General features: G+C 59.1%; 15 protein-coding genes. 13 read left to right on the plus strand and 2 right to left on the minus strand.

What is annotated here, in order from left to right:
• From OCV64_RS11880 to cysK, 3 genes are all read left to right on the plus strand, one after another.
• On the plus strand, nucleotides 1–249 hold a 249-nt coding region (locus OCV64_RS11880; protein WP_262670153.1), incomplete at its 5' end, for an S-layer homology domain-containing protein.
• A gap of 485 nt (nucleotides 250–734) precedes the next feature.
• The gene (locus tag OCV64_RS11885) at nucleotides 735–2018 is read left to right on the plus strand and encodes an O-acetylhomoserine aminocarboxypropyltransferase/cysteine synthase family protein (protein ID WP_147573305.1); all 1284 of its coding nucleotides are present in this window, start codon (nucleotides 735–737) and stop codon (nucleotides 2016–2018) included.
• Between the two features lie 14 nt (nucleotides 2019–2032).
• A complete protein-coding gene (cysK, locus tag OCV64_RS11890) occupies nucleotides 2033–2965 on the plus strand; it encodes a cysteine synthase A (RefSeq protein WP_262670154.1) in 933 nt (310 codons plus the stop codon).
• 74 nt (nucleotides 2966–3039) lie between these two features.
• On the opposite strand, the gene OCV64_RS11895 is transcribed toward cysK, so the two are convergent.
• Nucleotides 3040–3468: an RrF2 family transcriptional regulator gene (locus tag OCV64_RS11895; protein WP_147573301.1), complete on the minus strand. Its 429-nt coding sequence runs from the start codon at nucleotides 3466–3468 to the stop codon at nucleotides 3040–3042.
• Between the two features lie 166 nt (nucleotides 3469–3634).
• Between OCV64_RS11895 and nifS the strand changes: the two genes are divergently transcribed.
• On the plus strand, nucleotides 3635–4807 hold the full coding sequence (gene nifS, locus OCV64_RS11900; protein ID WP_186851862.1) for a cysteine desulfurase NifS: 1173 nt from the start codon (nucleotides 3635–3637) through the stop codon (nucleotides 4805–4807).
• 14 nt (nucleotides 4808–4821) lie between these two features.
• Complete coding sequence (gene nifU, locus OCV64_RS11905; protein WP_147573297.1) at nucleotides 4822–5235, plus strand: Fe-S cluster assembly scaffold protein NifU; 414 nt, start codon at nucleotides 4822–4824, stop codon at nucleotides 5233–5235.
• Nucleotides 5236–5441: 206 nt separating this feature from the next.
• Here nifU and OCV64_RS11910 read toward each other — a convergent pair whose 3' ends face one another.
• Nucleotides 5442–6239, minus strand: a complete 798-nt coding sequence (locus OCV64_RS11910; RefSeq protein WP_147573295.1) for a glycoside hydrolase family 18 protein — start codon at nucleotides 6237–6239, stop codon at nucleotides 5442–5444.
• A gap of 137 nt (nucleotides 6240–6376) precedes the next feature.
• Between OCV64_RS11910 and OCV64_RS11915 the strand changes: the two genes are divergently transcribed.
• From OCV64_RS11915 to OCV64_RS11950, 8 genes are all read left to right on the plus strand, one after another.
• Complete coding sequence (locus tag OCV64_RS11915; protein ID WP_240288391.1) at nucleotides 6377–6883, plus strand: YqeG family HAD IIIA-type phosphatase; 507 nt, start codon at nucleotides 6377–6379, stop codon at nucleotides 6881–6883.
• On the plus strand, nucleotides 6880–7743 hold the full coding sequence (locus OCV64_RS11920) for a TIM barrel protein (RefSeq protein ID WP_186851860.1): 864 nt from the start codon (nucleotides 6880–6882) through the stop codon (nucleotides 7741–7743). Before OCV64_RS11915 ends, OCV64_RS11920 begins: the two co-directional genes overlap by 4 nt.
• Before the next feature lie 43 nt (nucleotides 7744–7786).
• Nucleotides 7787–8206, plus strand: a complete 420-nt coding sequence (locus OCV64_RS11925) for a nuclear transport factor 2 family protein (protein ID WP_147573314.1) — start codon at nucleotides 7787–7789, stop codon at nucleotides 8204–8206.
• A gap of 11 nt (nucleotides 8207–8217) precedes the next feature.
• Nucleotides 8218–9282 (plus strand): M24 family metallopeptidase, encoded by a 1065-nt coding sequence (locus OCV64_RS11930; protein ID WP_262670155.1) that lies wholly within the window; start codon nucleotides 8218–8220, stop codon nucleotides 9280–9282.
• A gap of 62 nt (nucleotides 9283–9344) precedes the next feature.
• Nucleotides 9345–10022, plus strand: a complete 678-nt coding sequence (locus tag OCV64_RS11935; protein ID WP_147573287.1) for a methionine synthase — start codon at nucleotides 9345–9347, stop codon at nucleotides 10020–10022.
• Entirely contained in the window at nucleotides 10009–12399 is a 2391-nt protein-coding gene (locus OCV64_RS11940) for a homocysteine S-methyltransferase family protein (RefSeq protein WP_186851858.1), read from the plus strand. The genes OCV64_RS11935 and OCV64_RS11940 overlap by 14 nt, the downstream gene beginning before the upstream one ends.
• 98 nt (nucleotides 12400–12497) lie before the next feature.
• A complete protein-coding gene (locus OCV64_RS11945) occupies nucleotides 12498–13427 on the plus strand; it encodes a glycoside hydrolase family 25 protein (RefSeq protein WP_262670156.1) in 930 nt (309 codons plus the stop codon).
• Nucleotides 13428–13450: 23 nt separating this feature from the next.
• Nucleotides 13451–14683, plus strand: a complete 1233-nt coding sequence (locus tag OCV64_RS11950) for a glycerate kinase type-2 family protein (RefSeq protein ID WP_262670157.1) — start codon at nucleotides 13451–13453, stop codon at nucleotides 14681–14683.
• Nucleotides 14684–14742 lie beyond the last annotated feature (59 nt).

The following is a 14742-nucleotide window of genomic DNA, read 5'->3' on the forward strand; positions in this document are numbered from 1 at the left end:
CAGCTGGCGGCCATCCTGTACCGCTACGCCCAGAACGAGGGGTACAAGACCAGCCAGAGCGGCAAGGGTACAGAGGGCTATCTGGACGCCTCCTCCATCTCCAGCTATGCCGTGAAGGCCATGGACTGGGCGGTAAACGCTGGTCTGCTGTCCGGCAAGGGGAACAACACCCTGGCGCCTACCGCCGGGGCCACCCGCGCCGAGGTAGCACAAATCTTCATGAACTTCTGCAAGGATATTGCAAAGTAAGATTTTGGGGGCACAGCGAAATGAGGAAATTCCCATAAGGAAGTCTTCCCATGGAGAACCCTCACGACAATTTAGATCTGCTTTGAAGGAGCCGGTGTGGATTCTACCACACCGGCTCCTCCCGATTTTTGGTCCAGGATTCTTCAATTTTCGTTTTACTTTCCTCGGACCGGGACATACTAGCGGCCACTCTCTTTTGAATAAAACATAATACCTATTGACATAGTAGGTAAATTATGTTATTATCTGCCTATCATTTATGGAAAGGAGTTTGCTTTATGCAAAGTATATTTCAATCACTCTTGCGTAGCAATTTCCGATGTGGACGAATGTTGTGCTTCCGGACGTGTGATCTGGCTAGGCGCATAACATTTTCTTGTTTGTGTCTTTGGTAAATACGATATCAATAGGTCCAGATACCTGTCCGGGAGTTGTGTGCTAACCCCAATTTTCCATATCAGGGAATAATGAAAGAGGTATCTGTTATGAACAACTACAAATTTGAAACGCTGCAAATTCATGTTGGGCAAGAAAAGCCAGACCCTGCTACCGATGCCCGCGCTGTCCCTATTTACGCCACCACATCGTATGTGTTCCACGATTCTGCCCATGCCGCCGCCCGATTTGGGCTGGCTGACGCGGGAAACATCTACGGTCGTTTGACCAACCCTACCCAAGGAGTGTTTGAGGACCGTATCGCCGCACTAGAGGGCGGCGCGGCTGGATTGGCTCTGGCCTCTGGTGCGGCGGCCATCACCTATACTATCCAGGCTCTTGCTAAAAAAGGTGAACATATTGTAGCGCAAAAAACCATCTACGGCGGCACATCCAATCTGTTGGCTCATACGCTACCCTTATATGGGGTGGAGACTACCTTCGTTAACATTCATGATTTGAGTGAGGTAGCTGGGGCTATTCAACCCAATACCAAGGCCATCTACATCGAAACACTGGGCAACCCCAACAGTGACATTCCAGATATCGACGCCATCGCACAAATTGCCCATTCCCATGGTCTGCCCCTGGTGATTGATAACACCTTCGGGACACCCTATCTGATCCGGCCAATCGAACATGGCGCGGATATCGTCGTCCACTCCGCTACCAAGTTCATTGGCGGACACGGCGCTGCTTTGGGCGGCGTCATTGTGGACGGCGGCACCTTTGATTGGGCAACGTCGGGCCGGTATCCATGGCTGTCCGAGCCAAATCCCAGCTATCATGGCGTTAAATTCACCAAGGCCGCCGGAAAGGCTGCCTTCGTCACCTATATCCGCGCAATCCTCTTGCGGGATACCGGGGCCGCTATCTCTCCCTTTGCCGCTTTCTTGCTGCTCCAAGGGACTGAAACGCTGTCCCTGCGGCTGGATCGCCACGCAGAGAATACTCAGAAGGTGGTTGAGTACCTGGTAAGCCATCCGCTGGTGGAGAAGGTCAACCACCCCTCCCTGCCCGACCACCCTGACCACGCTCTATATCTGAAATACTTTCCTAATGGAGGCGCATCCATTTTCACCTTTGAGATCAGAGGAGGCAAAGAGCAGGCGTGGCAGTTTATTGATGGATTGGATCTGTTTTCCCTATTGGCGAATGTGGCCGATGTGAAATCTCTGGTTATCCACCCGGCTACCACAACTCACTCCCAGCTTACTGAGGAGGAACTGTTAGATGTAGGAATCAAACCTAACACCATTCGGCTTTCTATTGGCACAGAACATATTGACGACATCATCGCAGACCTTGAAAAAGGCTTCGCACAGGTAAAATAGGGGGAGGAGAGAAGATGAACAGGATTTACGCCGCGGCTGACCAGCTAATCGGGCATACTCCGCTCTTGGAACTGACACACATTGAAAAGGCGCTGGGTCTGGAAGCGAAGATCATTGCCAAACTGGAGTATCTTAACCCAGCTGGAAGCGTAAAAGACCGCATCGCCAAGGCCATGATCGACGATGCGGAGGCAAAAGGCCTGCTAAAACCCGGCAGCGTCATAATCGAGCCTACCTCCGGTAATACCGGAATCGGCCTTGCCAGCGTTGCTGCCGCCCGCGGCTATCGCATCATTATTGTCATGCCGGAAACTATGAGTGTAGAGCGGCGGCAGATTATGAAGGCCTACGGCGCGGAGTTGGTACTGACAGAGGGGGCCAAAGGCATGAAGGGCGCCATCGCCAGGGCAAATGAGCTGGCCGCAGGCATCTCTGACAGCTTTGTGCCGGGACAATTTGTGAACCCCGCCAATCCCGCCGCCCACTATGCCACCACTGGGCCGGAGATTTGGATAGATACCGAAGGCGTCGTGGACTACTTTGTTGCCGGAGTGGGCACCGGCGGCACTGTTTCCGGCGTGGGAAAATTTCTAAAGGAGAAAAATCCCGATCTCAAAGTCATTGCCGTGGAGCCGAAAGACTCTCCGGTACTCAGTGGGGGGTGCGCCGGATCCCATAAGATTCAGGGCATCGGCGCTGGCTTTGTTCCTGATACGCTGGATACTTCCATCTATGACGAAATCATCCCGGTGAGGAATGAGGATGCCTTTGCTTTGGGCCGGCTGACAGGCAGAAAAGAAGGCGTCTTGGTTGGAATCTCTTCCGGAGCTGCCCTGTGGGCCGCCTTGGAAATCGCCAAGAGGTCGGAGGCCAGGGGCAAAACAATCGTGGTGCTGTTCCCTGACACCGGAGACCGGTATCTCTCCACCCCCCTCTTTTCAGAATAACCAAAATCATATCATCGCATTGAAAAAGCCGCCGCATATGCGGCGGCTTTTTCAAGCGCACATAGTATGCATGGTCAGATCGGGCAGGCTACCTGTCCATCAGCTCTTATCAAATCAGCAATGGTAATACTATCGAAATAGTCATTGACCATCTGGTTCAATTTCTTCCACATCGGCAGGGTACGACACTCCGCCGCACGACGGCATTCATTGCTGCCGGAGCCCAGACAGGCCACGGGAACTAGGCTGTCCTCTGTACAGCGCAAAATTTCTCCCACCGTATACTGCTCTGGACCACGATTCAGACGGTACCCTCCGCCTTTGCCTCGAAGCCCCGTCAGCAGATTCCCACGTACCAACAATTTCAGGATGATTTCCAGATACTTTTCCGATATCTCCTGCCGCTGGGCAATTTCCCGCAGGGGAATATAGCCGTCCGAAGGATGTTCGGCCAAATCAATCATCACCCGAAGCGCATAGCGGCCTTTTGTCGAAACGATCATTATCATATCCCCCTTTCGATAATCCTATTATACAACAGGGTTAATCATATATCAATGGCTTCATCAAAAAGTCATGGCTACTACTTGAAACTCAGAAAACATAGTGATATAATAGGTTTATAAAACCTATATTCCTACTATGATTAAGAAAGGAGCTAGATGCCCCATGATCTACGCGGATAACGCCGCAACAACAAAACTTTCTCCTGTGGCGCTTGCGGCGATGACGCCTTATTTCACGGAGGACTATGGAAATCCATCCTCTTTATATAATCTCGCTACTCACTCGAAGGCGGCTTTGGACAGGGCCAGAGCTGACGTGGCGCTGTGTCTGAACGCTCAACCAGAGGAAATATTCTTTACTTCCGGAGGCACTGAGAGCGACAACTGGGCACTACGCGGAGTGGCAGAAGCTCTTAACAAAAAGGGGAAGCATATCCTGATCTCCGCCGTGGAACACCACGCTATTCTTCACACAGCCCAATGGATGAGAAAGCAGGGGTTTGATGTGGAGGAGCTTTCGGTAGACGAATTTGGTACTGTACAACCGGAAGTCCTGAAAGACGCTTTGCGGCCTGACACGATTCTTGTTTCCATTATGATGGCCAACAATGAAATTGGGACGATTGAACCAGTTAAGGAACTTGCTGCCATTGCCCACGAGAATGGTACGCTATTTCACACAGATGCCGTACAGGCGGCAGGCCATATCCCGGTGGACGTAAACGATCTGGGGGTAGACTTACTCAGTCTATCTGGGCATAAATTTCATGGTCCGAGGGGGGTGGGTGTCCTGTATATCAAATCCAGAACTCCTATTCTACCGCTGATCCACGGCGGTGGTCAGGAGCGAAACCGCCGTTCTGGGACAGAGAACGTGGCTGGCGCGGTGGGGCTTGCCGCCGCCTTAAAAGAGCGGTGTGCCGTTTTAGAGGAAGAAATTCCCCGTATCTCCACGCTGCGGGACAAACTGATCCAAGAGGTCTTAAAGTTTCCCCGAACCCGCCTCACCGGCGACCCGGTAAACCGCCTGCCATCCATCGCCTCATTTACTTTTGAGGCCATTGAGGGAGAATCCATTTTACTGAAGCTTGATGCGAGAGGCATCTGCGTTTCCAGTGGCTCCGCCTGTTCCTCCGCTTCTTTGGAGCCCTCCCATGTGCTTCTGGCCATTGGCCTCCCCCACGAGATCGCCCATGGCTCTGTACGGATCAGTCTGGGAAGTGATGTAACGGAAGATGACGTGGATACCATCATTCTGGCACTCAAGGAAGTTGTTGATCATCTGCGGGCCATGTCCCCCGTTTGGGATACCACGGCCCAAAAGGCGACTTGGTAAAGGAGAAGAATACCATGATTTATTCTGATAAAGTTATGGACCATTTTAATCATCCTCGGAATGTGGGGATCATTGAGGATGCGGACGGAGTTGGTACCGTAGGCAATCCAGTGTGCGGCGACATCATGAAAATGTATCTCAAAATTGACCATGGCGTTATCACAGATGTCAGGTTCAAGACCTTTGGCTGCGGTTCTGCCATCGCTACCTCTTCTATGGCAACTGAGATAATAAAGGGCAAGACCATCGAAGAGGCATTGACTATGACCAACGCCGCTGTTGCGGAGGCATTGGACGGTCTTCCCCCTCATAAGATGCACTGTTCCGTCCTTGCAGAAGAAGCAGTAAAAGCGGCTTTAGCTGACTACTATACAAAGCGGGGCCAGCCCGTACCACCAGAGTGTTCAGTAGAAGCCGATGGGCGCTGAATCCCTTTGTCGGTCTCCTTTAGAGCCTTTTAGTCTGATAAGGACCTAGGCTGGAAAACCACACAGCCGATAACACGCAGATCTCATTGCGGTTATCGGCTCTTTTTATCGAAATCTTTTCAACGGCCTAATCGCTTGCGGCCGCATACAAATTTTTCTCTCTTGAAACGTCTGTTTTCTGTCATATACCCCTGGGAAGGCTGGACCTATCTGGCTCTGGATTGCGCCCGTTGGAGCCCCAGCTGCTCCACACAGTCCGCCACCTCCGGCCAGGCGGCCAGGAAGGTGTGTATCCCCGCTCTGCGGGCTACCTCCATTTTTCGACGCAGGGTGTCGCCATCATCAAAGAGGACAAAGTGGGCTCCACCCTCCCGGTTCATATAGGTAAAATACCGAGCGCAAAGCTCTCCGGAAAAGAACACCGAGGGGTTCATCTGCCGCCTTTTCTGGGCCAGTTCTTCCCTGGTCAGGGGCTGCCCGTTGCCTGTGGATGAAGGCAGGGCAAAGTCCTCCGCCACCCTCTGGAGCGCCAGAGCCACCCGGTCCGCCCCAAAGCAGCCGGACGCCTCCTCCAGCCGAAGGGCCAGAGAGCCTCCAGATAGGGCGGAGGATATCATGACTCTGGCCCGTTGAAGCCTGGCTCCGTAACTTTCCGGCACATAGAGGGTCCAGCCCCGGCGGGCAAATCCCTCCTCCAGTGTGGCGGCCATCCGCTCCAGCGGGGGCAGCTTGGCATCAAAGTCCAGTACCGCCCCCGTGAAGCCACGGGCGGAACACTCCCGGACCACCTCCTGGCACAGCGGGCCGGGGTCGCCCAGACCGTCGAAGCCCTGATCGTCCACCACCATGATCCCGCCCCTGGGCTGGACTGTGCCGCCGCCCGCCCGGAACAAATGCGGCCCCCTCCCCACCCGATAGGCCAGGTGACCTGGGGTCACATCCCACCCCTGTACTGACCGCAGAGTCTGAGGCGGCGTGGTAATGATAATGGTGTCCCTCGTCATGACGGCTCCCCCTTGCCCAGAATATTGTATCGTGATATACTTAACCGATGATTGTGGTCAGACCAAATGGAGGCCCGCTCCCTCCACTCTATGCCAGCGGGCCAAAGCATAGAACGAGACATAAGGAGGACCTACCCGTGCCCTTTTCACCCATTCCCCGGGGGGTATATCCCTCGGTCACCCACATCAGCCCCAGCGAGCTGGCCGCCAAAGGGGTCCGGCTGGTACTGGCAGACCTGGACAACACCCTTGTCCCCTACCATGTGACAGAGCCTTCCCCCGAGGTGGCCGCCTGGGCCGCAGAGCTGGCGGAGCAGGGGATCCAACTGTTCCTGCTGTCCAACAGCCGGAAGCCCGGCCGGGCGCAGAAGTTTGCCGAACAGCTGGGCATCCCCTATCAGGGGCACTCAGGCAAACCGAAAAAAGGGGGCTATCTCCGGGCTATGGAGCGGATGGGCTGCCGGCCGGAGGAAACGGTGATGGTGGGGGACCAGATCTTTACCGATACCCTTGGGGCCAACAACGCCGGGGTCATCCCCCTGCTGGTGGAGCCTATTCGGCTGGCGGGCAATCCGGGCCGATACCTCCGCTACGCCGCTGAAACCCCTTTCCGGATGCTGGGCAGAAGGAGGCCCTTCCTATGAGCGCCAAATTTGGCCCGGCGGGCAATTCCGACAGCTTTTCCAAGGCACACCGCTCCTCGGTGGAGGCCCCGGAATGGATCGCCGGCCTGGGGCTGGACTGCTATGAATACCAGTGCGGCAAAGGGGTCCATGTGGGAGAAGAAACCGCCCGCAGGGTGGGGGAGCGGGCCCGTCAGGCTGGCATCTCCCTGTCCCTCCATGCGCCCTACTTCATCAACCTGGCCAATCCCGACCGGTCGGCCCTAGAAAAGACCATCGGCTATATCTCTGCCGCCTGTCTGGTGGCCAGCCAAATGGGGGCCGGCCGGGTGGTCATCCACTCCGGGGCGCTGATGAAGCGCAGCCGGAGGGAAGCCCTGGACATCGCGCGCCGCTCCCTGCGGGATGTCATCGCCGCCTGTGACGACCAGGGCTTTGGCCACATCGCCCTATGCCCAGAAACCATGGGCAAGATCAACCAGTTGGGAGATCTGGACGAGGTGCTGGAGCTGTGTACCCTGGATGAGCGGCTGATCCCCTGCATCGACTGGGGGCATCTGTACGCCCGCTCCCTGGGGGCAGACGACGGGCAGGAGGCATTTTCCCGGATGCTGGACCGGGTAGAGGAGGTACTGGGGACAGAGCGGGCTGCCCGGTTCCACAGCCATTTCTCCCATATCCAGTTCACTCCCGGTGGAGGCGAGAAGTGCCACCGAACCTTTTCCGACAACGACGGATACGGCCCCGGCTGGGCGCCGCTGGCTGCCGAGGTGGCCCGCCGGGGCTGGAGCCCCACCTTTATCTGCGAGAGCGCGGGGACTCAGGCGGAGGATGCTCTGACTATGAAACGAATCTACGAGCAGTATGCCGCAAACCCATGAGAGGCTCTCATGGAGCTGCGCCGAAAGGAGAAACGGTATGGATATGGCAGGACGGGAGCAGGCTGTCCGCCGCTGGTTTTCTATGTGGCTGGAGGGCCGGGACACCGGTATTCTGCAGCTTTTTGCTCCAGATGCCCTGTATATCGAGAGCTGGGGGCCGGAATATCGCGGTGCCCAGCAGATCAAGCACTGGTTTGAGGAGTGGAATACCCGCGGAAAGGTACTGGCCTGGGACATCCGGGGCTTTTTTCACAGAGAGGACCGGACGGTGGTAGAGTGGTACTTCGAAAATAAAATGCACGACGGAACGGCAGAAATATTTGATGGCCTCTCTCTGATAGACTGGGATGGGGACGATAGAATCTGCCGCCTTCAGGAGTTTGGATGCAATCTTCACCGGTATGACCCCTATGCCGATGGCCCAGCTCCAAAATTCCGGGAAGCGCCCAACATCTGGTTTTGAGGAGAAACTATATGAACCATATTGCTAATATCGCAAAAAAACTCCCTGAATACGGCCTGGACGCCATGCTGATCACCAGCCCCTCCGGGGAGCGGTACGCTCTGGGCTTCCATGGTGAGGGTCTGCTCCTGGTCACCCGGGACGGGGCCCGCTACACCACCGACGGTCGGTATATCGAGGCCGCTCGGGAGCAGATCGTGGGAGCGGAGGTATCTCTAGTCACCGCCGGCAGCGGCCACCTGTCTCAGGCCAAGGAATTTATCCAGGTCCATGGGCTGCGCAACGTAGGCTTTGAGAGCGGTGAAATGACCGTAGACGCCCACCGCCGATACAGCCAGGAGCTGCCCTGCATCCTCACCCCCGCCCAGGGACTCCTGGATGATCTGCGAGCCAGCAAGGACGAGGGGGAGCTGGCCCATATGCGCCGGGCCCAGGAAATCACCGACGAGGCGTTCAAGGCCATTCTGAATTTTATCCGGCCCGGACTGACCGAGCGAGAGATTGCTGCCCGACTGGTATACGAACTGCTGCGTCGGGGCGGGGAGCAGGTGTCCTTTGACCCCATCGTGGCCGCCGGGCCCAACGGCTCCCGCCCCCACGCCGTGCCCGGAGATCAGGTGGTGGATGTGGGGATGTTCATTACCATGGACTTCGGCTGCAAGGTGGAGGGCTACTGCTCTGACATGACCCGCACGGTGGCCCTGGGACAGCCCAGCCCGGAGATGGAGAAGGTGTATGCCGCCGTTTTGGCCGCCCAGCGGGCGGGCATCCAGGCCGCCCGGGCTGGGGTATCTGGTCGGGAGGTGGACGGCGCGGCCCGGCGGGTACTGAGGGAGGCGGGCTATGGGGATTATTTTACCCACAGCTTCGGCCACTCCCTTGGAGTGGATATCCATGAGTCCCCTAATGCCAGCCCAAGCGAGGACCGCGTTCTCCCAGTGGGGGCGGTCATCTCTGCCGAGCCCGGCGTGTACATTCCCGGTAGATTCGGCGTCCGCATTGAGGACGTGCTGGTCCTGAAGGACGGCGGATGTGAGGACATCACCCGCTCCCCCAAGGACCTGATCGTATTGTAAAGGGGACAAGATGCATACCACCCGATATGCCAGGCCCCATACAGAGAGGAGGCCCCCGGCCCATGTCCATTGAATTGAAGCAGCTAGATACAGACGAGATCTTACGTTACATGGGCTGTCCCCCGGACCAGGCCGGAGCGGACCTGCGAAACCAGGCCCAGCTCTGTGGCCGGCACATATGCCAGACGGCCCGGCTCCGCTGGGCCTGGCGCTGTTACGATATACTTCAGGAGGAGAACGGCGTGCGTCTGTCCTGCGGCCTGCTCCTCCCCGGCCGGGACCTGAAGGCCCATCTGGAGGGCTGTGTAAGGGCGGTAGTGTTCTGTATGACTCTGGGGGCAGCGGTGGACGTGCTTATCCGGAAGACCCAGAGCGGAGATATGCTCCAGGGGCTGGCCCTGGACTGCGCCGCGGACACGGCGGTGGAACAGGGGTGCGACCAGATCGAGTTGGAGCTCCAGGCCATGTTTCCCGGCTGCTCCTTCCCCTTCCGGTACAGCCCTGGCTATGGGGATCTGCCCCTGACCGTCCAAGGGGAGCTTCTCTCCCTGCTGGACGCTCCCCGCAGGGTGGGGCTGACGGCCAGCGCCAGCCACATCCTCATCCCCCGGAAATCGGTGACTGCCATCCTGGGGGTATCCGACCGAGAGATCGCTAGAAACAAACGAAGCTGCCTGGGCTGTCCCGCCCAGGGCGGCTGCCAATACCGAAAGGCAGGTGGACACTGTGGACTTTTATGAGCTGTTGAAGGGCCCCGGCCCTGTGATCCTGGATGGCGGCATGGGCACCATGCTCCAGGCCAGGGGGCTGGGCCTTGGGGAGCATCCGGAGCTGGCCGCTCTTGAGCATCGGGACTGGGTGGTGGATATTCACCGCCAGTACGCCCAGGCCGGCAGTCAGATCCTGTGCGCCAATACCTTTGGCGCCAACCGGGAAAAGCTGCGGCGCACCGGAAAAACTGTGACCGAGGTGGTCCCCCCCTCCATTGACGCCGCCCGTGAGGGCGCCGCGGGGAATGCCCTGGTGGCCCTAGATATCGGCCCCATCGGCCAGCTTCTGGAGCCCACGGGCTCCCTGCGGTTTGAGGAGGCGGTAAACATCTTCAAGGAGGTGGTCCTCGCCGGGGTTCAGGCCGGGGCGGACCTGGTCCTGATCGAAACCATGACCGACCTCCAGGAGTGCCGGGCCGCCCTGCTGGCTGTCAAGGAGTGCTGCTCCCTGCCGGTGATGGTCACCATGACCTACGAGGACCGGGGCAGGACCTTTCTGGGCCACTCCCCCGCCTGCGCCGCTCTGGTACTGGAGGGGATGGGGGCAGACGCTATCGGAGTCAACTGCTCTCTCGGTCCTCGCGAGATGCCCCCTCTGGTGGAGGAGCTGACCCGGTGGTCCACTCTGCCCATCGCCATCAAACCCAACGCCGGCCTCCCCGACCCTGGCGGAGCCGGCTATGATATCACCGCGGAGGAGTTCGCCGCCGCTATGGCCGACCTGGCCCCCATGGGGGTCAAGCTGTTCGGGGGCTGCTGCGGTACCACCCCGGAGTACATCGCCCTGCTGAAGCGGGCCCTGATGGGGCAGGCCATCCGGGAGCCCTCCCGCCAGGTGCCCGCCGCCGTGTGCGGCCCCACACTAGCCGTACCCATCGACCGGGTCCGTGTCATCGGCGAGCGTATCAACCCCACGGGAAAGAAGCTGATGAAGGAAGCCCTGCGCCGGGGGGATGTGGACTATATCCTGAACCAGGCTCTGACCCAGGTGGAGGCGGGGGCTGATATTTTAGATGTAAACGTAGGTCTGCCTGAGGTGGACGAGGAGGAGATGATGGTCCGGGCGGTGAAGGCCATCCAGGGGGTATGCGATGCCCCCCTTCAACTGGACTCCACTGACCCCAAGGTGCTGGAGCGGGCCCTCCGGGTCTACTGCGGCAAGGCCATCGTTAATTCGGTGAATGGGGACCGGGAAACCATGGAGGCCATTCTCCCCCTGGTCAAGAAGTACGGGGCCGCCGTGGTGGGACTGACGCTTGACAAGGACGGCATCCCCAAGACCGCCCAGCAGCGGGTGGACATCGCCCGCCGCATCCTGGAGGCGGCCCTGTCCTACGGCATCCGCCGGGAGGACGTATATATCGACTGCCTGACCCTCACCGCCTCGGCGGAACAGGAGGGTGCCTCCCAGACGCTGGACGCCCTCCGCCGTGTCAAGGACGAGCTTGGGCTGAAGACGGTGCTGGGCGTATCCAACATCTCCTTCGGTCTGCCCGCCCGACCCCTGGTCAACCAGACGTTTCTCACCATGGCCATGACCTGCGGCCTGGACCTGCCCATCCTCAACCCCAACACGGACGCTATGATGGCCGCTGTCCGGGGCTACCACCTGCTGATGAATGTGGATCGGGAGGCCCGTGCGTTTATTGCCGCCTACGGAAACGCCGAGATCAAGACCTCCATTACCTCCGGCGGGGCTGGAGGCCAGACTCCTGTACCAACGGAGGGCCGCTCTCTGGCCCAGATCGTGGAGGCCGGACTAAAGGGTGAGGCGGGTGAGGCCACCCGCCGCCTGTTGGAGACCACCTCCTCCATGGATATCGTGGACCACATCCTCATCCCCGCTCTGGACCGGGTGGGAGCTAATTTTGAGGCGGGCAAGGTCTTCCTGCCCCAGCTCATCCAGTCCGCCGGGGCTGCCCAAGCCGCTTTTGAGGTCATCCGGCAGGAGATGTCCGGCCCATCTGACCAGACGTCAGGCAAAGGCCCCATCGTGCTGGCCACCGTCAAGGGAGACATCCATGATATCGGGAAAAACATCGTCAAGGTCCTATTGGAAAATTACGGCTACACGGTCATCGATCTGGGCAAGGATGTAGACCCCGGCGACGTGGCGCAGGCGGTACGAAAGCATCAGGCCCCTCTGGTGGGGCTCTCGGCCCTGATGACCACCACGCTGAAAAGCATGGAGGACACCATTGCCCTTCTCCATAGCCAGGAATTGTCCTGTAAGATCGTGGTCGGCGGCGCCGTCCTGACCCCGGAGTATGCCGTGCAGATCGGCGCCGACTTCTACGCCAGGGACGCCAAAGAAAGCGTGGACGTGGCCAAGCGGGTAATCGGCTGACCCCTTCTCTTTCTCATTGTGCTTTGGTCCGTGGTCTGCTATAATAGTGCAAAATGCGACCTGCTTCCCCACACAGGGCCAGACAATGAGGTGAGATCATGGACCAGAACAAAATACCAGAGGCGCCTCGTCCCCCAGGACGAAGGGCGGCGCCCCGCTCCTCCGGATGGGGAAAGCGTCTGGCGCTGGTCTGCGGCCTGACCGCCCTTGCTCTGGGAGGCGGCGCCATGCTGCTCACCCTGTTCCTGGGCGGCAAGCAGCCCCCGCCTCCTGTCACCTTTTCCTACCGGGACCAGATATTGACCGCGATAGATGGTCTGGCTGTGAACCGCTACGGGACCGAAGGCTTCTCCACCGATCCACTGGGCCGGGTGTCCTATGAGCGGGATGGCCTTTTGGCCAAGGCGGGTATTGATGTGTCCTTTTACCAGGGGGAGATCGATTGGCAGGCCGTAGCGGCGGACGGCGTGGACTTCGCCCTCATTCGTCTAGGCTACCGCGGCTACACCGAGGGAGGGCTGTTCCTGGATTCCTCCTACGAGGCCAACATCCAGGGGGCCCTGGAGGCCGGACTGGAGGTGGGCGTCTACTTCTTCTCCCAGGCCATCACCCCCCAGGAGGGGATGGAGGAGGCCCAGTTCGTGCTGGACGCCCTGGCTGACTACGACATCACCTACCCCGTGGTCTTTGACTGGGAGCCCATCACTCCCGGCAATGGTGCCCGCACCGACGGGCTGGACGGTCAGACTCTGACCCAGTGCGCCGTCTCCTTCTGCCGGACCATCCAGGAGGGTGGGTATCAGCCCATGGTCTACTTCAACCAGGACCAGGGCTATCTCACCTACGACCTGACCCAGTTGGACCAGTGGCCCTTCTGGCTGGCGGAATACGACCAGATCCCAGGCTTTTATTATCACTTTGATTTTTGGCAGTACACCCACACCGGCACGGTAGCTGGCATCCAGGGAGAGGTGGACTGGAACCTGGACCTGCGCCCGACTGCCCTGCCGGAGGAACCGGAAGAATAAATTTATTTTGGGAGGCGGCGACAATGCGGCTGAGAAATGACTGTAACACCATTGTCCGGGAGGCCATCGCCCAGGTCCGGCCGGACGCGGCAGTGGCTCGGGCTCTGGCCGGAAAAGAGTTCGGAGCGGGAAAGCTCATCCTTGTAGCGGTGGGTAAGGCGGCCTGGTCCATGGCCCACGCGGCCTGGGAAAGTCTGGACCGCAAACCGGATGGGGGCATCGTCATCACCAAGCACGGCCACAGCGAGGGTCCCATCGGAAACCTGGAGGTCTGGGAAGCGGGCCATCCGGTCCCCGACGACGGCACCTTTGCCGCCACCAGTCGGGCCCTGGAACTGACCCAGGATCTCAAGCCGGAGGACCGTGTTCTGTTCCTGCTGTCCGGCGGCGGCTCTGCCCTGTTTGAAAAACCCATCATCTCCACGGAGGAGCTGCAGGACATCACCAGGCAGCTCCTGGCCTGTGGAGCGGATATCACCGAAATGAATACCATCCGCAAGCATCTCTCCACTGTCAAGGGGGGCCGTTTTGCCCTCCACTGTGCCCCGGCCCAGGTCTTCGCGGTGGTGCTGTCCGACATCATCGGCGACCCGCTGGATATGATCGCATCTGGTCCCGCCTACCCCGACAGCTCCACCAGCGCCCAGGCGGAGGCCATTGTGTCCCAATACGGCATCAGGCTCTCCGCGGAGGCCGCCGCCGCCCTGGCTCAGGAGACGCCCAAGGCCCTGGACAACGTGGAGACTCAGATTACCGGCAGTGTCCGGGAGCTGTGCCGGGCCGCTGCCGACGTGTGCCGTCAGCTGGGATATGAGCCCGTAGTCCTTACCGACAGCCTGACCTGCCAAGCCAGGGAGGCGGGCTCCTTCCTGGCCTCTATCGCCCGGTATCACCAGGACAGCGGGCGGTCCCTGGCCTTCCTGGCCGGTGGGGAAACGGTAGTGAAGCTCACTGGGGCCGGCAAGGGCGGCCGGAACCAGGAGATTGCCCTTGCCGCGGCCGAGGGGATCGCCGGCCTGAGGGACACCGCTGTCTTCTCCGTGGGCTCTGACGGGACGGACGGCCCCACGGATGCCGCCGGCGGCTTTGTCACTGGGGAGACCCGTGGCCAGTTGGAGGAGAAGGGTGTGTCCATCTTCCAGGTCCTCCAGGACAACGACGCTTACAACGCCCTGGCCGCCTGTGACGGGCTGATCGTCACCGGGGCTACGGGCACTAATGTCAACGACGTGGCCATAGCCCTGATCCGCCGGTAATGGCACAAATACCTTGATATACAGAAGTCCCCGGTGTCCAGACAGGATACCGGGGACTC

It is taken from the genome of Muriventricola aceti, assembly GCF_025567565.1.
GTDB lineage: Bacteria > Bacillota > Clostridia > Oscillospirales > Oscillospiraceae > Lawsonibacter > Lawsonibacter aceti.